Annotated in this window: 21 protein-coding genes, 3 pseudogenes and 1 other annotated feature; of the genes and pseudogenes, 5 read left to right on the top strand and 19 right to left on the bottom strand. The window is 42.5% G+C overall.

Going from position 1 to position 22749, the window contains the following annotated elements:
* The first annotated feature begins 6 nt into the window (after window positions 1-6).
* Both nrdE and nrdF read left to right on the top strand, forming a co-directional pair.
* A pseudogene (gene nrdE / locus JCM14108_RS06355) lies at window positions 7-2171 on the top strand (class 1b ribonucleoside-diphosphate reductase subunit alpha).
* 38 nt (window positions 2172-2209) lie between these two features.
* Window positions 2210-3166, top strand: a complete 957-nt coding sequence (gene nrdF, locus JCM14108_RS06350) for a class 1b ribonucleoside-diphosphate reductase subunit beta (protein ID WP_035179359.1) — start codon at window positions 2210-2212, stop codon at window positions 3164-3166.
* Between the two features lie 110 nt (window positions 3167-3276).
* Here nrdF and JCM14108_RS06345 read toward each other — a convergent pair whose 3' ends face one another.
* The 5 genes and pseudogenes from JCM14108_RS06345 to JCM14108_RS06325 form a co-directional block, all read right to left on the bottom strand.
* A complete protein-coding gene (locus JCM14108_RS06345; protein WP_035179357.1) occupies window positions 3277-4272 on the bottom strand; it encodes a D-2-hydroxyacid dehydrogenase in 996 nt (331 codons plus the stop codon).
* Window positions 4273-4557: 285 nt separating this feature from the next.
* Window positions 4558-6023, bottom strand: a pseudogene (locus tag JCM14108_RS06340) (UDP-glucose--hexose-1-phosphate uridylyltransferase).
* A gap of 2 nt (window positions 6024-6025) precedes the next feature.
* On the bottom strand, window positions 6026-7030 hold the full coding sequence (gene galE, locus JCM14108_RS06335; protein WP_035179354.1) for a UDP-glucose 4-epimerase GalE: 1005 nt from the start codon (window positions 7028-7030) through the stop codon (window positions 6026-6028).
* A gap of 31 nt (window positions 7031-7061) precedes the next feature.
* A pseudogene (locus JCM14108_RS06330) lies at window positions 7062-8227 on the bottom strand (galactokinase).
* Between the two features lie 326 nt (window positions 8228-8553).
* Window positions 8554-9582, bottom strand: coding sequence for a YeiH family protein (locus JCM14108_RS06325; RefSeq protein WP_035179351.1), 1029 nt, complete (start codon window positions 9580-9582; stop codon window positions 8554-8556).
* Window positions 9583-9697: 115 nt separating this feature from the next.
* Here JCM14108_RS06325 and JCM14108_RS15205 point away from each other — a divergent pair, with 115 nt between their 5' ends.
* The 3 genes from JCM14108_RS15205 to JCM14108_RS06315 all read left to right on the top strand — a co-directional run bounded on the left by JCM14108_RS15205 (window position 9698) and on the right by JCM14108_RS06315 (window position 11239).
* A complete protein-coding gene (locus JCM14108_RS15205; RefSeq protein WP_237745735.1) occupies window positions 9698-10030 on the top strand; it encodes a LysR family transcriptional regulator in 333 nt (110 codons plus the stop codon).
* A complete protein-coding gene (locus JCM14108_RS15200) occupies window positions 10027-10584 on the top strand; it encodes a LysR substrate-binding domain-containing protein (protein ID WP_369385528.1) in 558 nt (185 codons plus the stop codon). The genes JCM14108_RS15205 and JCM14108_RS15200 overlap by 4 nt, the downstream gene beginning before the upstream one ends.
* Before the next feature lie 133 nt (window positions 10585-10717).
* Window positions 10718-11239, top strand: a complete 522-nt coding sequence (locus tag JCM14108_RS06315; protein ID WP_051996062.1) for a hypothetical protein — start codon at window positions 10718-10720, stop codon at window positions 11237-11239.
* A 224-nt stretch (window positions 11240-11463) separates the two neighbouring features.
* Here the strand turns inward: JCM14108_RS06315 and mprF are convergent, their stop codons facing one another.
* The 14 genes from mprF to cysS all read right to left on the bottom strand — a co-directional run bounded on the left by mprF (window position 11464) and on the right by cysS (window position 22639).
* Window positions 11464-13998 carry a bifunctional lysylphosphatidylglycerol flippase/synthetase MprF gene (gene mprF, locus JCM14108_RS06310; RefSeq protein ID WP_420805515.1) on the bottom strand — a complete coding sequence of 845 codons (2535 nt, stop codon included), beginning with the start codon at window positions 13996-13998 and terminating at the stop codon, window positions 11464-11466.
* Between the two features lie 372 nt (window positions 13999-14370).
* The gene (gene rplL / locus JCM14108_RS06305) at window positions 14371-14739 is read right to left on the bottom strand and encodes a 50S ribosomal protein L7/L12 (protein WP_035179346.1); all 369 of its coding nucleotides are present in this window, start codon (window positions 14737-14739) and stop codon (window positions 14371-14373) included.
* Between the two features lie 40 nt (window positions 14740-14779).
* Window positions 14780-15292, bottom strand: a complete 513-nt coding sequence (gene rplJ / locus JCM14108_RS06300; protein ID WP_051996061.1) for a 50S ribosomal protein L10 — start codon at window positions 15290-15292, stop codon at window positions 14780-14782.
* A gap of 28 nt (window positions 15293-15320) precedes the next feature.
* Window positions 15321-15436: a sequence feature (ribosomal protein L10 leader region), on the bottom strand.
* Window positions 15437-15493: 57 nt separating this feature from the next.
* Window positions 15494-16192, bottom strand: coding sequence for a 50S ribosomal protein L1 (gene rplA, locus JCM14108_RS06295; protein ID WP_035179341.1), 699 nt, complete (start codon window positions 16190-16192; stop codon window positions 15494-15496).
* A 101-nt stretch (window positions 16193-16293) separates the two neighbouring features.
* The gene (rplK, locus tag JCM14108_RS06290; protein WP_035179338.1) at window positions 16294-16719 is read right to left on the bottom strand and encodes a 50S ribosomal protein L11; all 426 of its coding nucleotides are present in this window, start codon (window positions 16717-16719) and stop codon (window positions 16294-16296) included.
* Between the two features lie 130 nt (window positions 16720-16849).
* On the bottom strand, window positions 16850-17605 hold the full coding sequence (locus tag JCM14108_RS06285) for an alpha/beta hydrolase (RefSeq protein WP_235807066.1): 756 nt from the start codon (window positions 17603-17605) through the stop codon (window positions 16850-16852).
* Between the two features lie 148 nt (window positions 17606-17753).
* Window positions 17754-18305: a transcription termination/antitermination protein NusG gene (nusG, locus tag JCM14108_RS06280; protein WP_035179333.1), complete on the bottom strand. Its 552-nt coding sequence runs from the start codon at window positions 18303-18305 to the stop codon at window positions 17754-17756.
* Between the two features lie 111 nt (window positions 18306-18416).
* A complete protein-coding gene (secE, locus tag JCM14108_RS06275) occupies window positions 18417-18593 on the bottom strand; it encodes a preprotein translocase subunit SecE (protein WP_035179331.1) in 177 nt (58 codons plus the stop codon).
* A 25-nt stretch (window positions 18594-18618) separates the two neighbouring features.
* A complete protein-coding gene (gene rpmG / locus JCM14108_RS06270; protein ID WP_003561067.1) occupies window positions 18619-18768 on the bottom strand; it encodes a 50S ribosomal protein L33 in 150 nt (49 codons plus the stop codon).
* A gap of 37 nt (window positions 18769-18805) precedes the next feature.
* Window positions 18806-19372 carry a sigma-70 family RNA polymerase sigma factor gene (locus tag JCM14108_RS06265; protein WP_235807067.1) on the bottom strand — a complete coding sequence of 189 codons (567 nt, stop codon included), beginning with the start codon at window positions 19370-19372 and terminating at the stop codon, window positions 18806-18808.
* A gap of 135 nt (window positions 19373-19507) precedes the next feature.
* Window positions 19508-20041 carry an NYN domain-containing protein gene (locus JCM14108_RS06260; protein ID WP_035179326.1) on the bottom strand — a complete coding sequence of 178 codons (534 nt, stop codon included), beginning with the start codon at window positions 20039-20041 and terminating at the stop codon, window positions 19508-19510.
* Window positions 20042-20056: 15 nt separating this feature from the next.
* Window positions 20057-20824 carry a 23S rRNA (guanosine(2251)-2'-O)-methyltransferase RlmB gene (rlmB, locus tag JCM14108_RS06255; RefSeq protein ID WP_035179322.1) on the bottom strand — a complete coding sequence of 256 codons (768 nt, stop codon included), beginning with the start codon at window positions 20822-20824 and terminating at the stop codon, window positions 20057-20059.
* Window positions 20814-21224 carry a Mini-ribonuclease 3 gene (locus JCM14108_RS06250; protein WP_035179320.1) on the bottom strand — a complete coding sequence of 137 codons (411 nt, stop codon included), beginning with the start codon at window positions 21222-21224 and terminating at the stop codon, window positions 20814-20816. The genes rlmB and JCM14108_RS06250 overlap by 11 nt, the downstream gene beginning before the upstream one ends.
* 8 nt (window positions 21225-21232) lie before the next feature.
* A complete protein-coding gene (gene cysS, locus JCM14108_RS06245) occupies window positions 21233-22639 on the bottom strand; it encodes a cysteine--tRNA ligase (protein ID WP_035179426.1) in 1407 nt (468 codons plus the stop codon).
* Between the last annotated feature and the right edge of the window lie 110 nt (window positions 22640-22749).

Raw genomic sequence — 22749 nt, 5'->3', positions numbered from 1 at the left:
TTTACTATGTCTCTTCATAACCTTAAGGATGTTACATACTTCGATCTCAACAATGAAATTAACATCCCGGTAAATAATCAAATCCCGTTGCAAAAAGACCAACAGGCCCTCCAGGCATTTCTAAAGGAAAATGTTGCCCCAAATCTAATGACTTTTAACAGTCTGCAGGAACGATTTGATTATTTGATCAACAACCACTACTACGAAGCCGATTTTATTAAAAAATATTCGATGGCTTTCATTGAAAAGCTTTATCAATATTTGAAGGATCAAGACTTTCACTTCAAATCATTCATGGCAGCCTACAAATTTTATGCCCAATATGCTTTAAAGACTAATGACAACGATCAATATTTGGAATCCTTCCTGGACCGAGTTGCCGCCAACGCCCTGTTCTTTGCCGATGGTAATGAACAACTGGCAATGGATTTGGCCGATGAAATTATTCACCAGCGTTACCAACCGGCTACTCCCAGCTTTTTAAACGCCGGGCGCCAAAACCGTGGTGAGTTTGTTTCCTGTTTTCTGATTCAGACAACCGATGATATGAATACCATTGGCCGGACAATTAATTCCGCACTCCAATTGTCAAGAATCGGCGGTGGGGTCGGTATTAATCTGTCCAATCTGCGGGCAGCCGGTGATCCAATCAAACACATTGAAGGGGCCGCTTCCGGCGTTGTCCCAGTCATGAAATTACTGGAAGACAGCTTTTCTTATTCCAATCAGTTGGGACAGCGGCAGGGTGCCGGCGTGGTTTACCTGTCAGTCTTTCATCCCGATATCATTTCGTTTCTGGGCGCCAAGAAAGAAAATGCTGATGAAAAAATCCGGTTAAAAACACTGTCACTTGGCGTAACTGTACCGGACAAATATTATGAACTGGTTAAAGAAAACGCCGATATGTACCTGTTCAGCCCTTACGACGTTGAACGTGAGTACGGTGTCCCATTTTCCTATGTTGATATTACAAAGGAATATGATAACCTGGTTGCTAACGATAATATAAAAAATCAAAGCTTAAAGCACGGGACCTGGAAACCGAAATTAGTAAACTCCAGCAGGAATCCGGATACCCCTATATCATTAATATCGATACGGCTAACCGGGAAAATCCAATTGACGGTCGGATTGTTATGAGCAACCTCTGCTCGGAAATTCTCCAGGTGCAAACCCCATCCACGGTTGATAACGAACAGCATTACATTAAACTGGGAAAAGACATTTCCTGTAATCTGGGCTCAACCAATATTGCCAATATGATGAATGCCAAAGATTTTGGCCATTCGGTCGAATCAATGGTCCGTGCCCTGACGTTTGTGACCGATCATTCAAACATCGACGTCGTGCCTTCAATTCAAAAAGGTAACCGGGAGTCTCATTCAATCGGCTTGGGGGCGATGGGACTTCACAGCTACTTTGCCAAGAGCCATATGCATTACGGTTCACCGGAATCAATCGAATTTACCAGTGTTTACTTTATGTTGTTAAACTACTGGAGTCTGGTTGCTTCCAACAAAATCGCCAAGGAACGCCGGCAAACTTTCGACAACTTCGAAAAGAGCAAATATGCCGACGGTACTTACTTTGATAAGTACCTCAATCATTCCTATGCGCCAAAATCCGAAAAAGTCAAACAGCTTTTTGATGGTATTTCGATTCCAACCGCGGCTGACTGGGCTAATTTAAAACAGGCCGTTATGAAGGATGGCCTTTACCACCAAAACCGGCTGGCGGTCGCCCCAAACGGCTCCATTTCCTATATTAACGACACAACTGCCAGTCTTCACCCGATTATCAATCGGATTGAGGAGCGCCAAGAATCCAAGATTGGAAAGATCTACTATCCGGCGCCTTACTTGTCAAATGATACGATTCCATATTACACGTCAGCTTACGACATGGATATGCGGAAAGTAATCGACATCTACGCAGCCGCTCAGGTCCATGTTGATCAGGGAATGGCCCTCACCCTCTTCATGCGCTCAACCATTCCAGAAGGCCTATATGAGTGGAAAAAGGGCCGCACAGACAAGATGACGACCCGTGATTTGAATATCTTAAGAAATTACGCGCACCGCAAAGGCATCAAATCAATTTACTATATTCGAACCTTCACGGATGACCAGCAGGAAGTCGGCTCAAATCAATGTGAAAGCTGTGTCATTTAACAAACCGTTTAAGATAAGTAAGACAAAGGAAGTTAGCTATGACTGAAAATTACAAAGCAATCAATTGGAACGCAATCGACGATCAAATCGATAAAGCAACTTGGGAAAAATTAACGGAGCAGTTTTGGCTGGATACAAGAATCCCGCTTTCAAACGACCTTTCCGACTGGCGGACACTTGACCAGGATCATCAATGGGTGGTTGGTCACGTTTTTGGCGGCTTGACGCTATTGGATACCCTTCAATCACAGGAAGGAATGGCCTCACTTCGAAAAGACGTGCAGACGCCGCACGAAACAGCGGTTCTCAACAACATTCAATTCATGGAGTCCGTTCATGCTAAAAGTTACTCATCAATTTTCTCAACCCTTAACACACCTGAAGAAATCGACGAAATCTTTGACTGGAGCGACACCGAAGAATTTCTTCAAAACAAAGCACTCAAGATTCGCGACATTTATGAAAACAATCCGGATCCCCTAAAGAAAAAAATTGCCAGCGTCTTTCTGGAAACTTTCCTCTTTTATTCTGGCTTCTACACACCGCTTTGGTACCTGGGTCATAATAAGATTCCCAACGTCGCAGAAATCATTAAGTTAATTTTGCGGGATGAATCTGTTCACGGCACCTATATCGGCTATAAATTCCAGATCGGCTTTAATCAGCTTTCCAAGACCAAACAGGAAGATCTAAAAAGTTGGTTATACGACCTGCTCTACAAGTTATACGCCAATGAAGAAAAGTATACCCATCTACTTTACGATCAAACCGGCTGGACAGATGATGTTCTGGTCTTTATCCGTTACAACGCTAACAAGGCTTTAATGAATCTGGGGCAGGATCCCCTCTTCCCGGATACCGCGGAAGATGTTAATCCGGTGGTCATGAATGGTATCTCAACTTCAACGGCCAACCACGACTTCTTTTCACAGGTTGGTAACGGCTACCTGCTTGGAAACGTTGAATCAATGTCTGACAGCGATTACGACATTTAAAATAAATTAATAGCAGAACTGCTGAAACGGGATAGGGTCAAAATTGTTTTTGACCCTATCGTTTTACGTCATCACGATTATTACTGAGCAAAAACAGATATTAAAAGACATTAGTCAACTAGATCGGCTGGCTTACCGCCTTCAGCCATCGTCTTTAAGTTGTTCAATGAAATGTTAACCATGTTTTTAACCGATTCAGTCGTGTGAAAAGCCGAATGGGGTGTCAAAATCACGTTTGGCATCATTGACAATTTGATCAAATCAGCATCGGTTATCTTTTTGGTCGATCGTGAATCCTGCAAATCAATTGATTCGTCTTCCAGCGTATCAATCCCGGCAGCTGCAATCTCGCCGCTTTCCAACGCAAAAATCAGGTCATTGGTGTTAACAATTGTTCCCCGAGCAGTATTAATTAATATTGCATTGGGCTTCATTTCCTCGAAGACTTCGTGATCAAATAAATGAAAGTTGTCGGCTGTGGCGGGCATATGCAGACTGATAATATCGCTTTGTTTAAAAATGTCTTCCAAGTGGTCGACGTATTTAAAAGCGCCGCCCGCAACCTTTTGCGGATATTTGTCATAGGCAATCACATTTGCGCCCAAACCCCGAAACAATTGGATTGCATGGCGACCAATCCGACCAGTGCCAATCACACCAACGGTTTGTTCACTAATTAAACGACCCATAAAAGCCGGCGAAAAATGAAACTCGTGCTGTTCTTGGAGCTGCTGCTGCATGTAGCCAACCTTTCTGGAGAGATAAAGGGCCATCATAACGGCAAATTCAGCGATACTTTCCGGACTATAAGCCGGTACGTTGGTTATTTGGACATTATTCGCCTTGGCTGCCTGAATATCAATGTTGTCAGTGCCAACATTTCTCAACGCCAGATAGTGAATTCCCAATCGCTGCAATGCCGCGAATAATTCCTTTGAATACGGAATCGTCTGTAAACAGGAAACCCCATCAAATCCGGCGGCTTCAGCAGCCGTTTCGGTATTTAACGTTGTGGTCGTCGTAGTCACTTCAATTTGATGATCCCGACCCCATTTTTCAACAAACGGAATTTCATCATCCCGAACATTATAAACAATTAATTTCACTGGAAGTTCCTCCCGGATGGGGGCCCTTTTAGCTCAATAACGATTGCTAAGACCAGTCATTAAGCCTGCTTTTCCCATCCCTGCTTTTAACGCTACTATACCAAAAAGAACGCCGGCAAACCATCTTTGGGTTCACCCACGTTCCGTTTGTTTAATCACAACTATTACCGAGTAAAAAGCTGAACGGCAACTTCCCGCCACATATCAAATTGCCCAAACATCCAAGCCCAGATTATTCGGCTAATTCGATTATGCTCTGGCAGTTAACCGGCTTTCGGCCCATTCTTATTTTAACTTTTGAACAAACCGGTCAAATGCAGCCTGTCCCGTTTCGTTCCATTTATATACGCCGGCATCTTCCAGCACCCTGGCAAATACCAAACCGATTTCTTTATCAACAATTTTTTCAACATTGTTTTGTGTAAAATCGTAACGCGTTTTCAACTCATCTGCCCAGGCTTTGTGATAATCAGCCATTTCATTAGCCTGGCCCAACAGATACTTCTCGACTTCTTTCATTTCGGTCTTGAGACGCGCCGGCAGGATTGCTCGCCCCATCACTTCGATCAGCCCGATATTTTCTTTCTTGATATGTTGCACATCTTTATGTGGATGGAAAATACCATCGGGATATTGCTTAGAGGTCTGATTATCCCGAAGAACGACGTCCAACGTGTATAAATCACCCTGCTTGTAAGCAATCGGGGTAACGGTATGGTGCCGAGTACCATCGGTATAAGCCCGAATATCAACTGATTCATCCGAGTAATCTTTCCAAGTATCCGCAATCTTGGTTGCCGCGACAATTACCTGATTGACGTCTTCGCTTTGAAACCGAATCGTTGCCATTGGCCATTTCACAATCCCGGCTTTTAAGCCGTCAATGCCCAAATCAATGCTTCGATCAATTCCGGCTTTCATCATTGGGAAAGTATGGCGGCCGCCTGATAGTGGTCCTGAGCCAATAGCGAACCGCCGACAATTGGCAGGTCTGCGTTACTGCCAACAAAGTAGTGTGGCAGCTGTTTGATAATATCCATCAAATTAACAAAGGTCTGTTGATTAATCTTCATCGGGACATGCTTTTGGTTCAAGAAAATAGCGTGTTCACCAAAGTAGGCGTATGGCGAATATTGAAAGCCCCATGGCTGACCACCGATCATCATTCGAATGACCCGATGATTACTTCTGGCGGGATAACCTAACCGGCCCAGGTAACCTTCATTTTCAATTGCCAGTGGTCCGACCGGATATCCAGAGGCCTTCTTTTTGCCGGCTGCCGCGATTGCCTTAGGGTCCTTTTCCGGTTTCGATAAATTAATGGTAATTTCCAGATCGCCATAGTCTGTTTCAGCCTTGTAGGAAATATTTTTAGCAATGGCCCGTGTCTTAATATAATCATTATTTTGACTAAGTTGATAAAAGTAATCAGTTGCTTTTTCAGGTGACTGCTGATACTTATTCCAAAACAGCTCATTTACTTTGGAAGGAATCGGTGTCAGCAGGTCCATCAACTGATCCTCAAGGATTTCACGTTCGGTAATTGAATCTTCAATTTTGCCGTGCTTGATCGCCAGCTCAACCAGATCATTGGCCAAATCTACCGGTGCGTTATGATCAACCGTTTCGCCAAACCCGTCACCAATTAACCGAAAGACCAAATTGGTAACGTAAATTCGATCAACATCCTTGTAAGGCGAATCTGATTCAATAATTAAATTGACAAATTTTTCAACTGCTGATTGACTCATCTTCACTTATTTCCTTTCCGATCATCGTAGCCCTTAGGGTGGGTTTCTTTCCAGTTCCAAGCGGTTTTGATAATTTCGTGAACATCATCGAATTGCGGATCCCATCCAAGAACTTTTCGTGCTTTATCACTGGCAGCAATTAATGTGCTTGGATCGCCGGCACGTCGGGGACCCATTTTTGCGGGAATCGGCTTGCCGGTAACATCCCGGGCAGCTTCCAATATTTCCTTGTTGGAAAAACCAGTTGATGAACCCAGGTTAAAGGCATCGCTATCATGACCGGCCTGTAAATATTTCAAAGCCAGAATATGGGCATCTGCCAAATCAAGCACGTGAACATAATCCCGAACATTGGTCCCATCTTTAGTGTCATAATCATCACCAAAAATCGTCAGCTCGTCGCGTTCACCCGCAGCAACCTGCAAAATAATCGGAACCAAGTGGGTTTCCGGGTGGTGATCTTCACCGATTGAACCATCTGGTTTAGCACCGGCAACGTTGAAGTAACGTAGTGCGACAAATTTAATGCCGTATGCAACGTCACTCCAGTGCATAATTTTTTCCATGGCCAATTTGCTTTCGCCATAGGGGTTGGTCGGTACTTGGGGATCCGTTTCCCTAATTGGAATATGCTTTGGCTCACCATAAGTGGCCGCCGTTGAAGAAAAGACAATTTTGTTAACGTGATGCGCGTTCATAACTTCCAATAAACTAATCATGCCATAGGTATTGTTGTCAAAATACTTAAGTGGTTTTGCCATGGACTCCGGAACAACGGAAAAGGCAGCGAAATGGATCACACCTTCAACATCTTCTTTATCAAAGACACCGCTCAAAAAGGTTTTGTCACGGACATCGCCTTCATAGAACCGCGCTTTTGGATTAACCGCAGCCCGGTGACCGGTTACTAAATTATCGACCACTGCAACGTCATAACCCTTTTCAATTAATCGATCAACCGTGTGTGATCCGATGTAACCGGCACCACCTAATACTAAAATTGCCATCTTATAATCCTCTCCTTCTCAATAAAACTGATTACTCAATCTCTTTTGGACCATCTGAAATTTCAGCAATGTAGAATTCTGCCGGATGGCCAATTTCCTTTTCGTAAACCTCACCAACATTCTTCTTGAAAGCATCTACCTGGTCACGATCAACGATTGCAATTGCACAACCGCCAAAACCGGCACCGGTCATTCGGGCACCAATAACACCCGGTTGGCGCCAAGCAGTTTCTGCCAAGGTATCCAGTTCCTTACCGGTTACTTCAAAATCATAATGTAACGAAATATGAGAAGCGTTTATCAACTTGCCGAATTCCTCCAAGTTGTTGTTAACCAAGGCATCTTTGGCCTTTAGTGTCCGTTGATTTTCAAAGACCGCGTGACGAGCCCGGCGAATCAAAGTATCATCGTTAATCAAATAACTGTTTTCATCAAATTCAGATTCGCTTAAATCACCAAGTGTCTTAATTGGCAGTTTAGTTTGCAGACGTTTCAAGCTTCTTCACATTCCGCCCGTCGTTCATTATACTTGGAGTCTTGCAGCTCTCGGTGCTTCTTGGTATTCATGATTACGACAACCCGATCACCCATTTCAACCGGCACATAGTCATAATCCAATGTGTTCGTATCAAGCAGAATTGCCTGGTTGGCTTTGCCCATTCCGATTGCAAACTGGTCCATGATACCTGTTTGCAGGCCTAAATACTTATTTTCAACCAATTGACCGTACTTAACCAAATCAACTTCATCAATGTCAAAGTCAAAAACATCATTAACAATTTCAGCAGTTAACAACTCAATACAAGCCGACGATGAAAGACCAGCCGCATCAGGCAGATTACCATCAACCGCCAAGTCAAACCCGTGGGTTAATTGATGACCATGGTCAATAATCTGAGCGATCATGCCTTTAGGATAACTTGCCCAACCATCAGCTTTGCTGTAAGCCAAGTCATCTAAGGAAAATTCAATAATTCCCTGATCAGCCACGTTTTGGGAAAAGACCCGGACTTTATTATCGTCCCGGGCACCGTAAGCCCCATAAATTCCCATACTGATTGCACATGGAAAAACGTGACCGCCGTTAAAATCAGTATACTCACCAATCAAATTAATTCGACCGGGTGAGAAAAAAGTCCGACCTGAATCATATCCAAATTTATCATTGAAAATCTTCTTTACATCATCAGAAAGCATTATTTGTCATCCCTTTATATTTTAGTAAACTTTACTCAAATACAAGTTACCGCATTTTGGTAACGTTGTCAACCACCGCCGTTTTATTTTTTAATCATTTGCTCAATTTATTAGGTACTATGATGGTTGATACAATAGAATTTAAAGTGCTACTATCGGCTAATTTCACAAGCCGATGGAAGCGCTTAATTTTTTGCGGATATTTTTATTTAAGCTTGGTAAAAATTAGGTAAATCCATTAATGAAGATTTTTAAATTCTAAAACTGGCCAAAATAAAAATGATTGACCAGCCTATTTGACTGTCAATCATCTTTTATTTGTATCTTTAGAAAAATGTTTTGCTGACAATAATTGTAAATGTCATTAAAATTACCGAAGAAAGAAAGGCTGCCAGAAAAACGTTACGGCCTCTTTGGAAAATCACTCGGAAATTAACGCTCATTCCCAAAGCAGCCATTGCCATTCCCAAGAACAGATAAGCAGCTTTTACCAAAAATGCCAGTGTCGAAGCACCCAGTGGTAAAAAGGTTCCCAAAATGCTGGCCAGGATAAAACCGGCCATAAACCACGGAATCGGCAGTCGGCGCTTTTCCTGGTTTGCCGGCTGCGGTGTTGTCCGTTGATACCAACCGCCAATAATTAAGGCCGCCGGTGCCAGCATTAACACTCTCGACAACTTGGTGATAATCGCCGTATCCAAACTAATCGGGCCACCAGAACTACCAGCCGCAACCGCATGGGCAATTTCGTGCAGTGAAGCACCCGTCATCACGCCAAATTGCGTCGGTGTCAAATGCAGCAGTGGCTTCAGACCGATCTCAATCAATGTAAAGACAGTTCCCAAAATCGCAACGACTGCCACTGCCATTACTTCATTTTCCCGCTGACGAGTCAGCATATGCTTCTCAACTTTAATTTGAGGTGAAATTCCCATTACCGCAGCCGCACCACAAATACCGGTTCCACCCGCGGATAAAATAGCTAATTCTTTTTCAACGCCGAACTTACGGGCAATAAAATAGGTTAATGAAACCGTCCCGGAAACAACAACGACTGCCAACAAAATCGTTTTAACGCCGGCAGAAGCCAAGTCGATTAAATTTAATTTAAAGCCCAGTAAAATAATGCCTAATCTTAGAAATTTATTGGAAATAAAGCCAATTCCCTCTCTTGAAGCTGCTACCGGCTGACGAAATACCTGAAACAGCATCCCCAATATTAGAGAAATTACCAGCGCGCCAATTAAGCTTAAATACGGTTGGCTGCCCAGAAAATTCCCAATCAGTGCACAGATCAAGGTTAAAATTAATGCAATAAAGAACCCGGTCGTCCGTAACACACCATAATTTTTCATCTAATTCCCTCCGTCTCTGATTTACTTTTAAAATATTACCAGAGATTGGTGATTAATGAAAATTATAATGTATAATAACTATATAAATAATCCTAATTATGGTGGTGATGATTTAATGCTTGATCGACGATACGAAACTTTTTTAATGCTTGCCAAAACAACTTCCTACACAAAAACGGCACAAAAATTATTTATTACCCAGCCTGCTGTTACTCAACAAATTGCCAGCCTACAAAAGGAGCTGCAACTTGAACTGGTAAAATATGAGCGCCCCCATTTAGTTATTACACCAGCCGGTAAGCAACTGGCAAAGTTTATTGAAAGTGTCACCATTAAGAGTCAACAAATTTTGGCACATCTACAACAGCCACAGGCTAAACGACCGTTGAAATTCGGTGCCACCCTTTCCTTCAACACAATTGTCGAGCCACAATTTATTAAAAAATAAACGATCGTTTTACAGACTTAAATTGCCTGGTTGCCAATACCGACCGAATTTTAAGCCAAATTGATAATGGCCAAATCGAGTTTGGCTTGGTTGAAGGTAACTTTAATCTGGCTGATTATGATTACATTCCAATTTTTAAAGATCGCTTTGTTGCCATCTGCAATTCGAAGAATCCACTGGCAGAGCTGGACACCGTAACCCTTCAAGATTGCCTGCAATCCCCATTACTGCTTCGAGAAGCCGGCTCAGGCACCCGCTCAATCCTGGAAAACTGGTTGGGCACCATGAATCGTTCGGTTGACGACTTTGCCAAAGTAATTACGGTTGGTGATATGGCAACGATCATGGGGCTATTGGAATCAAATTTGGGTATTAGTTTCATGTACCATGCTTTGCTGCCGCAACAGCTTGAACAGCACCGCTTAAAAGAACTTCACCTCGCTGATTTTACCATTACCAGAACATTAAGTATGGTCTTTCAGAAGCAAAGTTATTACGAAAAGCAGTATCAGCAACTCGCTGCTGTTATTAAGCAGATTTTAGCCCATCAATAAGTTTTTTCATGAAAATCTATTGATTATTTTTATAGAATCGTCACACTCTGTTCACAATTCGTTCACAAAAAAGTCACAACTATTTTTTATAATACAATTATTCTATAATTGCTTATTTTAGGAGGCGTCTTTTTTGGAACAATCAGTCCCCCGGGCTCCCATTCATTGGAAGTTTCCGACTTTTATTTTGATATGTCTATTGCTAAGCCTGAGTGGGTCACTTTACCTATTGATCCATAACCGCGACCCACAGATTATGATGAATCAGATTGCTCGGGAGAAAAGTGGTCGTTCAGTTGATAAAAAAAGTGTTATTGCGCTTTCCGCCGATAGTCATGGTGATCAGGTTGTTCTCGGCTTTACACGGGATAATCGATTGATTGTTCAACTCCGTCAACGTGTTTTGGGTGGTTATTCAGCGGCGGGGTACCACATTAGTTCAGTCAGTCAAGCCAATGCTAATCGGCCCTACCAACTTAAGAACCGAATTAATCAAAAGCATATCAATAACTTTACTTACGGTGTTTTAAAAGCCGGTCAGCCGGCTCCTCGAATAAAGGGCAAAAAAATATCATTGATTAGTCATCGGGGAAACCGAATTTTCTATGCCTTCACAAGTCCCAACGAAAAAGTTAGTGTTCAGTTCAACAGTTAAACCTACCCAGTTAGATTTTCACAAAACAAGAGACTGAGACAAAAGTAATTTTGTCCAGTCTCTTTTGGGTAATCACGATTATTACCGAATGAGAACGTGCGCCGAGAGGCAACTTCCTGCCACATAATCGAATTATCCAAACATTCAAATCCGAAGTATTCGGATAATTCGATTATGCTCTGGAAGTTAACCGCCTTTTTTCCCATTCTTTTTACGTTTATTAGCTAATCGGCAATCAGCCATTTTAACCAGCCAATCCGAATTCTTCTTTGAGGTCGATTGATAATTGGTAAAATCTGGAGAACCGCAAATACCAAGGCATTCCCCCGATAATATGCAATGTACTTAGGCTCCCACTCGTCCACGTATTTATTCTTGTAAGACCGCAATCCTTCAAAGCTGTATAGCTTATAGCCGTATTCATAGATCAAATGGACAATTCGTTCCTGGGTAAAGCTAAAGCGGGAAGTCCCAACGTTGGACAATGGCGACATGCCCAAATCAAAATAATGATAGCCGGCATCGCGAGCTTGGAAGTACAGATTAACCAAAATACCGTCCATAACGCCCGAAGGTGCTTTGGACGAAGATCGCATCAAATCAATTGACGTTACTTCGTGATTCCCATCCGGCATTAAATTTGCAAAAGCGACAATGGCGCCTTCCGGGTTTTTCATTACCGCAATTGGTGATTCATTTAAATACGCTTCATCAAAAAAGCCAAGTGAGAACCCCTTTTCAGGTCGTTTATCCAGCCAGTCATCAGAAACTTGTTTTAATTCCGCCATTAACGAGCTGCTGAAAGGTGGCTGAAGTAGTTCAAACTGATAGCCTTCCCGATTAAATTTATTAATCAATGCCCGCTCGCCGCGATGCCGCTTACCGCTAAGCGTGAACTTTGTCACATCAACCAGCCCATCTTCACCGGTTTTAATAAAATCAAAACCAATTTCGTGAAGCCGCATCGTTAACGCCTCGTTAATCTCGTAAAACAATAATTTGTAACCTTGCTGATCCGCTTCGGTCATAAAGCTGTCGATGGCAATTGCAAACTTCTCCCGATTGCCAACCGGTTCGCCCATAATCAGGATTTTATCCGCCGTTTTTCGAAACATAAAGAATACTTGATCCTGACCGTTTTCCTGATAAAAATACAGTTTTTTATCCCGTAAAAATGCCAGGTGACTATTCTCATTACCGCCAAATGTTCGAATAACCTGCCGAACTCTTTGCGCGTCAAACGGCTGGTACAGCCATGACGGCCGATTAGCGGTCAGATAACGGTTGACTGCAAATAAGACCAGCAAAGCAATTACCAGGCCGACAAAGCCCACCAGCCAAGCCGCCTGGGAAGGAAACAGATAGGCTTTATCAAAGTGCAACGGCGTGTGCGGATTAGCCGCAATCCCAACGAGGGTATAGCCGATAAACGTTACAATAAACAGTGATCCATTAAACAACAGGACCCCCCATGAATTGGCCATTCGATCACGATAAAGCACGCTTCTTGATAACCAAAGGATTACTAAAATAATCACAAATAACGTAATCATCCGCCAGGTAAAAGCCTCATTGAGCCACGTATTTAAAATTGAAATAATTAAAACAATCACCGTTGGCCAAAAAGCCCGCTTCGTTTTGGCCCAGATACCGCTTGCCAAACCAATCAGTAAAAAGGCCACAATAATATTCATTACATGGCTGACGAAAAAGATGGAATACGGAAATAGTCGAATGTACAACCGATTCACAATTACCACGTTGGGAACCGTCGCGAAAAGCAGCATCATAATACCGGAAAAGTACATAAAAATAGTAAGCAGTACCTGTGCAAACCGCCGCACCAAGATTTTTGGCAAGCCATCCAAAAAAGTATTGATCTTATGGCCGGTATCATGAACAAACAGCGCCGTACCAACGATAAATGGCACCAGATAATAGAAAGTCCGATACAATAGAATCCAAACTAACGCGTCACTTCGATTAACACCAATGAATCCCAAACCGATAATAATAAAAATATCGAATGAACCTAGGCCACCCGGAATCATCGAAACAACTCCGGCAACGTTGGCAACCACAAAAATCGGAATAACAGCCGCGAAGTCAATCGGCAAATCCATTAAATAGCCAACTAAAATGAAAAAGCCAAGGGCACTCGACCATTCCAGTAATGAACCGGTCGCCATAATCAACTCCTGGTTAGTTGACAAATCATCAAAAAAATCAGACCGATTCAACTTAGTAAAAAGAAAGACAGCTGGAAAATAGCTGGCGCCACCCAACAGCCAGATCCAATAGTGTGAAAACGTCTGACCAATTCCAAAGCCAAAAATCATAACCAGTGCAGCCAAGCATAACAACGATAAGCCGGAAATCAAAAATAATGCTACTTTAGAGATTGCATAAACAATTTGCTTACGGGAAGCACCCTTGCCATAAAAATGCGCTCGCAGACTAGCTCCCAGCAGGCCGCCAAAGCCCAGCAGATTGGTAAACGTGTTCACAACCCAACCACTTCGAACAATGTACCACGGTGAAAAATGGGTTGGTAAAAATCTAACAATTGAAAAGTCGTAAATTAACATTGGTAAAATTGAAACGAAGCCAACTACCAACATAAGTAACAACGAGCCGTTGGATTGGCTTTCCAAGACCTGTTTAAACGCTTCCCCATTTACTTGCCGAATAATTTTTGCCAACTGACGAACTACAAAAATCAATACTGAAAAAACAAACAGTAATTTAATCAATGTCATTCGTTTATCAAGAAAGGCTTTTAATTTTGCCAAATAACTCACCCCAAATAGATATCTTGCTTTATTATGCCAACTAATACCTTGGATAACAAGAGTAGACCACTGGATTTATTGGAAGGTTAATAACTGAACCCTTAAAAATGAGCAATTCTTATGCCCTTTAAACCAAAGTTATCGACGAAATAATAAATGAACAGCCCTTACTTAAAGATTACAACGACAAGTAATTCTAAAACTGTGGCACTTTCCAAAAGTGCCACATAATCATCAATTCATATCGGTTTAAATCGATAAGTAAAAACTAAAAAATCCCCTCGTACCAGTATTTGACACCGATACAGGGGGATTTAATTTGAACTAATTATGCATAGCTTACTTAAGAGTTACTACGCCGCCAACTGCTTCAAGAGTTTCCTTGATTTTGTTAGCTTCTTCTTCAGAAACGCCTTCCTTGATAGTTGAAGGAACCTTGTCAACAAGACCCTTAGCATCCTTCAAACCAAGACCAGTGATTTCACGAACAGCCTTGATAGCTTTAACTTTTTGGTCACCGGATTCAGTTAATTCAACATCGTATGAATCCTTCTTACCTTCGTCACCACCAGCAGCGCCACCGGCAGCTGCTACAGGAGCAGCTGCTGAAACACCAAATTCATCTTCAATTGACTTAACTAAGTCGTTAAGATCACTAATTGAAGCGTCTTTTAATTGATCAATAATATTGTCTTTATCGAAAGCCATTTTATTTTCCTCCAGTTTAATTGGAATTAATTTTTAGTCATTAAGCAGCGTCGCCGCCGTCTTCCTGTTCTTTATCAGCAATTGCTTTAACGCCATATGCAAAGTTACGAACAGGTGCTTGAAGAATGTTAGCAAGCGTTGATAACAATTCATCACGACTAGGCAATGCAGCGTACTCGTTAATCTTATCAAGTGTTGCGACTTTACCATCAATCACGCCGCCCTTAAGTTCAAGTGCGTCGTTCTTTTTAGCAAAGTTATGAACGATCTTAGGACCGGCAACAGGATCTTCTGATGAAAAGACAACCGCCGTTGGACCAGCAAATGTATCTTTTAAATCATCAAAGCCGACTTTTTCGGCAGCCCGAACCAATACCTTGTTCTTAATAACTTGCATTTTTACGCCTTCGTCACGAAGTTGCTTACGCAAATCCGTTACTTCAGCGACCGTTAAGCCACGGTAGTCAACAACCACGATTGAAGAAGCAGCCTTCATACTTTCAACGGCTTCTTCAACCTTTTTTGCTTTAATTGCAACAGTTTGTTCACTCACAAGTTTCACCTCCCAAAATTTTTTGATGGGATTTAATAAAAAATCCCTATGCCAAACCTAGACATAGGAAAAAGGAATCGTTTCCTCGGCAGGATATTAAGGCTTTTTCGCCACCTGAGTCTTAGGCATATATATCAGCATTTAACAGCATATCACAAAATGTGAGTACTCGTCAATTAGGGATTTAATTTAAATCGAAAATCATTCAGCGAATGATTCAAGATCAACTTTGACGCCAGGGCCAAAGGTTGAAGAAATTGAAACGTTCTTAACGTATGTGCCACGTACAGAAGCTGGACGGGCCTTTACAATAACGTCTTCAATGGTCTTCAAATTACCGATAAGCTGTTCATCGTCAAATGAAACCTTACCAACCGGCACAGCAACGTTGCCGTCACGATCGGTCCGATAAGTAACTTTGCCGGCTTTTGATTCTTTAACAGCCTTGGCAACGTCCATCGTTACGGTACCGGTCTTAGGGTTTGGCATTAAACCTTTAGGTCCAAGAACCCGGCCTAAACGACCAACTTGAGCCATCATATCCGGTGTGGCAATGGCAACATCGAAGTCCAACCAGCCATCTTGAATTTTTTCAACCAAGTCTGCATCACCAACAAAATCTGCACCGGCAGCTTGCGCATCCTTTGCCTTGTCGCCCTTTGCAAATACGATAACGGTTTGTTCTTTACCAGTACCATTAGGTAAAACAACCGCCCCACGTAATTGTTGGTCAGCCTGCTTGGTATCAACGTTTAAGTTAAATACAATTTCAACAGTTGCGTCGAATTTTGCATAATCAATTTTCTTTACAAGTTTAACGGCATCTTGAACCGGGTATGCCTTGCCGGCTTCTACCTGTTCAAGAGCTGCTTTATATTGTTTACCTCTTTTACGAGCCATGTGTTTTCCTCCTTGTTTGTGGTTCTAACGGATTAACCTCCCACGCAACGTTCAAACAACGCTTTAAACGGTGTTAGTCCTACTTCGTATGTCTGTCGGCATTAACCTTCGACAGTAAAGCCCATACTACGTGCAGTTCCTTCAACCATTCGCATTGCTGCTTCAACGTCAGCTGCGTTTAAGTCTTTCATCTTTGTTTCGGCAATTTGCTTAACTTGGTCTTTGGTAACTTTAGCAACCTTGTTAGTGTTTGGTTCACCGGAACCCTTTTGAACACCAGCAGCTTTCTTGAGTAACACAGCAGCAGGTGGAGTCTTTGTGATAAAGTCGAATGAACGATCTTCATACACAGTAATAACAACAGGAATAATCATCCCTGCCTGATCAGCGGTACGGGCATTAAATTCCTTTGTGAAGCCCATAATGTTGATCCCTGCTTGACCTAAAGCAGGACCAACCGGCGGGGCAGGTGTTGCTTTGCCCGCAGGAATTTGCAATTTAACAATGTTAGCTACTTTTTTAGCCACGAGACATACCTCCTTAAGTCCGTGTGTGGTAATTGGAGATCAGAATTTCTCCTCCCACGTCAGTATGCTTACCAGAATAAACATACCATCATAATATACCACAAACCCACGTGGGAAACAATACTAATTATCAGTGCCATAAAAATTCTGCGATACTATTATCCACCAGCCGATTTTCATGCAGCAGCCGATGACTCGCCCGGCGTCCCCTGACAATCATTTCGTGATAATAACCCAGTGGCCGCTTTAACAAAAATCGCAGTGAGAACGCACTGTTAACCGAAACCTGGCCGTCATTTTTTTGAGAATCACTGATTCTGCCGGCAATATTTAAAACTTTTATTGTCGGCGGCAGCTGTGAAATATTGGCCGCTAACGCTGAATAAATCGGCCGCTTATGGATTGGTCCGGCAGCGGTCAGTGGAATGGAATCAATTGCAACGGTATTTCGCGCAATCTCCGAATCATTAAAAGGACCGGCAATCGCGACAACCTTATCAATAGAAACCGTGGCGTTTCGATGCTGATGCGTCAAATACCAAAAAATGGTGATACATCCCATTGAATGGCCAACCAGATTAAGACTGGCCACCCGGTAGCGTTTCTGAAGTGTTTGGCACAGATGGTCCAGCCATTCGGCCTGTTGACTTGGCCTAGACGTTTTATCTTCAAACAAGACCTGAACAACACAGCGCCCCCGCTTAATGCTACCATACAGTTTTAAACGACCATCCCGTTTTACAATAACGACCAGTGCTTTGTCGGCATGATAGTTTTTAACCAGCCGTTTCAGCAGGAAACCAAAGGAAAACCGACTGCCCAAATAACCCGGCAGAAATAGTGTAACCGAGTCTTGATCTGCCTGCTCATTGGCTGAACCACTCACTGGCCGGCCTAAATGCCAGGCCCCTAAAAGCAAGCTGCCCAAACAGGCGAAAATCATTGCTATGACGATTATAACAGTTATAACATTCGGCTTTATCAACACAATCACCAACTTTGGGGACCGTTACCGATTCCAATTAAAAATCAGCTTAAATTTCTGTATCCACCTGATTAAATTCCAATTCCGTGCTGGTTTCCCGGCCGAACATTTCAATATTTACTTTCAGGCGCATTTTTTCATTATCGATCTCGGTTACTTTACCGTTCAACCCGGTAAAGGCACCATCGACAATTTTCACCGTATCGCCAACGTTGACGTCCAAGTCTTCGTGCCGCGAGCTCATACCGATTCGTTTTAAGACCAGATCAACTTCGTCAGGCAGTAATGGTGTCGGCTTACTTCCCTGACCGTGAGAACCAACGAAGCCGGTAACCCCGGGCGTGTTTCGAACCACATACCAAGCCTGGTCGGTCATGATCATTTCAACTAGAACATAGCCGGGAAAGGTCTTATCCATTTTGACTTTGTCCTTACCTTTTTTATCAACTTCGTGTTCTTCAGTTTCCGGAACGACAATCCGAAAAATCAGATCCGACATCCCCATCGATTGCTTTCGACTGTCCAAATTCATTTTAACTTTATTTTCATATCCGGAATAGGTATGCAGCACATACCACTTTTTCTCTGCTGACTCCACCATTATTATTAGCTCCTCTTTTCAATTAATCGACAAAAATTAATTCAAACAAAAAAACCTGACACATTCTGCAGGTTTTAACAACATAACTATATCAAAATTTCGCCAAAAAGGCTATGCAAGAAATGAAAGTCCCCATTGAACAATCCAATCTACCAAGCCCAAGAAAATTGCCATAATAATTGACGTTCCGATAACAGTTGTCGTATCGGTTCTGGTTTGCCTAACATTTGGCCAGGTAACAATCTTCATTTCTTTAACAACATTTTTACAAAAGTTCCAGAGTCTCAAATTCGTATCCCCTTACATCATCTGTCTAGCGAGTTTCTTTATGCAGTGTATACTTGCCGCAGTACTTACAAAATTTATTAAGCTCTAACCGTTTTGTCCGATTAGGGTTTGCGGGAATCGTGTAGTTTCTCGACCCACAAACAGAACATGCCAGTGCAACTTTCTTTTGAGCCATCACGGCACCTCCTAACAAGCATAGTAATTCTAGCATTCTAAATCAATTCAGTCAATTTATCCAGCGATATATATTTATATTTGCAGCGTTCATACGCATTGATAAACTTCCGATCATCAATCCGCTGATCCGCATCCAAATTCAAAATAACGTGAAGTACTTCTCTTTCAAGCGGTGAACACTTTGTATATAATTTCGTCAGCCGTTCTTTCAGCAACGTCAGCCGTTCCGGATCGGTCGCGGAAGTATCAATCAACGTCGCCGAATAAAAAGACTTGTTCTCATCGATACGCTGGACCCGTTCCTGGGGGTCCCGCTTTTTGGCTTTATTCAAGCGAATCAAATCATAAATCCGATTTCGCAGATTACGGCGATAATAACTGCCAAAGCTGACGCTGCGCTCCCAACGATAACATTTAGCCGACTTGAGCAGGACCAGGCCGGCTTCCTGATCCAAATCGTCGGCTTCCATCCCTTCGATAAAACAGGATCGGCCCAGTTTACGCACAATTGGATAATATTTATGAAAAAGAATCGTAAAGGACTGTTCGTCCCCTTCAGCCGCCAATCTGATCACCTTGAATTCCATTTTACTAATCATCATATAAATTTCTCCTTCTGTATCATCTATGAACGCAGATTACATTACAGAAGGATTTAAATGACCTCAAGAGAACGATTATTCATAAGACGGTTAGGCAAACTATACCAATTAAACAATATTAAAACGTTAATATTATTATTTATCTTCGTCAGTTAGATGATCCCGAAGCTTTTCCAATTCCAATAATTGTTTGGGGCTCCAGGGCGTTTGCCGCAGCGCGTGCGATTTATCAGTCATTTTTCGGGCTTCCAGGTCAACTTCCTGCTTTGCCCGCTTAATATCACGCAACAACTCCCTGGCTGGAATTCTCAGCGCCCCCGCCGCAAAAATGGTCCACTGTTCCGCCTGGTCACTCGTAGCGACAATGACCTGCGTAAAGCGGTTTTGCTTCTTTCTAGCCAGCGCTTCAATATAGCTGTCAGCAGTTTGATCTTTACTGGTCCAGACAATTTCCATATCAAATTTTCGAAAACTCTTTGAATTTCCTGGAACATACATGGCATCAAAAACCACAATCATATTAATATCCCGATATTTTTTGTATTCCGATAACTCAGCTAACAGCTGATCACGAGCATCCGCCAGCCGATCAGCCTGCTTTAATTTGTTTAAATGCGGCCAGTTGCCGATCATGTTATATGCGTCAACAATTAATAAATCTTCTTTCATCGTTAGCCACCAGCTCTACTTGTGCTTTAGCGGATGTCGGGAATTAAATCCCTGATAGATTAAAACACTGGCTGCCACACTGGCATTCAAGCTTTGAATATTACCGATCATTGGAATTGTCAGCATTTCATCAACCTGTTTCTTCAAAAGTGGTGAAATGCCTTTGCCTTCATTGCCAATAATAACGGCTACCGATCCTTTGGCATCCCATCGGCGGTAGTCCGTTCCGGAAATATCCGTACCGAATATCCACATTCCCCGCGCTTTTAATTCTTTAACCGTTGCTGACAAATTAGTCACCCGGGCAACCGGCACCCGTTCAATCGCACCAGCTGAAGTTTTGGCAACCACCGACGTTAACCCAACCGCTCGATGCTTTGGAATAATGACGCCGGAAACGCCGGCTGCGTCGGCCGTTCGGATAATAGAGCCCAAATTATGGGGATCTTCGATGTTATCTAAAATAACAAAAAATGGTTCGACAGCTTGTTTCTTAGCGTTCTCAAATAGGTCATCGATCGTCGCGTATTCAAATGCCGCAACTGCCAAAAGAACCCCTTGGTGATTTTGGCCGCCGGAAAGCCGATCCAGCTTCTGTTTGGGAACTTCAGAAATGACCAAATGCTTTTTTCTGGCCAATTTTAAAATATCAGCGATAATATTTTCATCTTTCTTTACCCCAGTTTGAATAAACAGCTTATTAATGGGACTGCCGCTTTTTAAGGCTGCAACGACGGGGTGCCTGCCAATAATGAATTCTTCGTTTTCCTGATCATGCTTCATGTTTTAAATTCCCGCTTTCTACCTGTTTGATACACCACTTTGCAATCTGAGCCATTCTTTCGGTTTGATCACTCAAACAGAGGTAGCCGAAAACCGCTTCAAAACCTGTCGAAATGCGATAGGTAATGACATCGGTGTTCTTGGCATGCGTATGACTTTTGGCATTTCGACCCCGCTTAAAATAATCCCATTCCCGTTCAGTTAATAGCCGTTCAGCTTTCATTAGGTCAATGAGGGCCGCCTGGGCCTTCGCCGAAACATACTTGGTCGCAACATGCTGCAGTCGCGTCGGTTTGGCAATCCCCGCTTCAATCAGGTGTCGCCGAATAAAGACCTCATAAGCAGCATCTCCCATGTAGGCCAAAGCGATGCCATTAAGCTGCGAAAAATCATCTGTCATAAAATTGGTTATTCCTTTCTAAATCGGGTTCCCTGAGGGGTATCTTCAAGCACGATGCCGCGAGCCTTTAATTCTTCACGAATTTCATCACTGCGAATAAAGTCTTTATTTGCTCTGGCCTGCTGACGTTCATGAATCAAAGCCCAAATTTCATCATCCTTGAGCTCACTTTGTTCCAGCTTAATGCCAAAAATTGACGCAAGTTGTTTTAACGTATTAATAACAAATTGCAGACTGTTTTGGAAAACAACCGGACGTTCACTGTACATGTTCGCGAACTTAGCCAGTTCATAAACCGCCGCAATGCCGTTTTGAACATTAAAATCATCATCCATGGCGTCAATAAAATCCGCTACAATTTGACGAACTTCCTGCTCAACCTTGGGATCACTGCCACTTTCAGCATTATGCAGCCGGTAAGTAAGATTATTAAAGGCCGTCTGCAATTTCTTTAAATTGCTTTTAGCTTCTTGAACGCTGGCGTCACTATACTGAATTGGGCGGCGATAATGCGTCGTTGACATGAGCAGCCGAATAACCTGCCCATTGATCTTCTTTAGTAAATCATGGACAGTGATAAAATTCCCCAAAGATTTACTCATTTTTTCGTTATCTTCACCAATCGTCACAAAACCGTTATGCATCCAGTATTTAACAAATTGTTGATGGGTTCTTGCTTCACTTTGAGCCCGTTCGTTTTCATGGTGCGGGAAAATCAAATCTTCACCGCCACCATGAATATCCAATGTTTTGCCAAGATACTTCATCGACATGACGGAGCACTCAATATGCCAGCCGGGACGCCCCTTGCCCCAAGGAGAATCCCATGAAATTTCATCACCCTTGGATTTCTTCCAAAGCGCAAAATCAATCGGATCTTCTTTTTGTTCGAACTCGCCCTTTTCCACGTGTTGGCTGGCGCCGACTTCCAATTGGTTCACATCAATGTGGGGCAGCTCACCGTAGGTTGGAAATTTTCGTGCCCGAAAATAAACGTTGCCGTCAACGTTGTAAGCATATCCCTGATCTTCCAAATTCTTAACAAAATCAATAATTTCCGGGATATTTTGAGTTGCCCGGGGATGCTTGACATCCCGTGAAATATTAAGTGCTGCCGTATCCTGCATAAATGCATGAATGTACTTTTCCGCAATTGCACCAACAGTCGTTTGATTTTCTCTGGCAGCGTTAATCATTTTGTCATCAACATCCGTAAAGTTGGAAACATAATTAACCCGATAGCCGCGATACTCCAAATATCGTCTGATAGTATCAAAAGCAATGGCACTCCTGGCATTCCCAATATGAATATAATTGTAAACGGTGGGACCACAGACATACATGTTAACAACGCCTGGGGTAACAGGTTCAAATTTTTCTTTTTTACGAGTGAGCGTATTAAAAATCTGCAACATGTCTGATTCCTTTCTTTGTTCATAGGTTATATAAGAAATGATAGCATAGTTTTTAAAATATTTTTCACTATTGCCCAATAACTATATTAAAAGGTCTCGTCGAATTTTCG

Origin of the sequence: Lentilactobacillus farraginis DSM 18382 = JCM 14108 (genome assembly GCF_000583655.1) — a bacterium.
GTDB classification, from domain to species: domain Bacteria; phylum Bacillota; class Bacilli; order Lactobacillales; family Lactobacillaceae; genus Lentilactobacillus; species Lentilactobacillus farraginis.
This window is presented reverse-complemented; position numbering and strand designations above follow the sequence as displayed.

Bases quoted from the DNA above. Each gene is read 5' to 3' on its own strand.
- nrdF (WP_035179359.1), top strand. From the start codon at position 2,210: ATGACTGAAAATTACAAAGCAATCAATTGGAACGCAATCGACGATCAA.
- galE (WP_035179354.1), bottom strand. From the start codon at position 7,030: ATGGCAATTTTAGTATTAGGTGGTGCCGGTTACATCGGATCACACACG.
- JCM14108_RS06325 (WP_035179351.1), bottom strand. From the start codon at position 9,582: ATGAAAAATTATGGTGTGTTACGGACGACCGGGTTCTTTATTGCATTA.
- JCM14108_RS15205 (WP_237745735.1), top strand. From the start codon at position 9,698: ATGCTTGATCGACGATACGAAACTTTTTTAATGCTTGCCAAAACAACT.
- mprF (WP_420805515.1), bottom strand. From the start codon at position 13,998: ATGACATTGATTAAATTACTGTTTGTTTTTTCAGTATTGATTTTTGTA.
- rplL (WP_035179346.1), bottom strand. From the start codon at position 14,739: ATGGCTTTCGATAAAGACAATATTATTGATCAATTAAAAGACGCTTCA.
- rplA (WP_035179341.1), bottom strand. From the start codon at position 16,192: ATGGCTCGTAAAAGAGGTAAACAATATAAAGCAGCTCTTGAACAGGTA.
- nusG (WP_035179333.1), bottom strand. From the start codon at position 18,305: ATGGTGGAGTCAGCAGAGAAAAAGTGGTATGTGCTGCATACCTATTCC.
- rpmG (WP_003561067.1), bottom strand. From the start codon at position 18,768: ATGGCTCAAAAGAAAGTTGCACTGGCATGTTCTGTTTGTGGGTCGAGA.
- JCM14108_RS06265 (WP_235807067.1), bottom strand. From the start codon at position 19,372: ATGATGATTAGTAAAATGGAATTCAAGGTGATCAGATTGGCGGCTGAA.
- JCM14108_RS06260 (WP_035179326.1), bottom strand. From the start codon at position 20,041: ATGAAAGAAGATTTATTAATTGTTGACGCATATAACATGATCGGCAAC.
- rlmB (WP_035179322.1), bottom strand. From the start codon at position 20,824: ATGAAGCATGATCAGGAAAACGAAGAATTCATTATTGGCAGGCACCCC.
- JCM14108_RS06250 (WP_035179320.1), bottom strand. From the start codon at position 21,224: ATGACAGATGATTTTTCGCAGCTTAATGGCATCGCTTTGGCCTACATG.
- cysS (WP_035179426.1), bottom strand. From the start codon at position 22,639: ATGTTGCAGATTTTTAATACGCTCACTCGTAAAAAAGAAAAATTTGAA.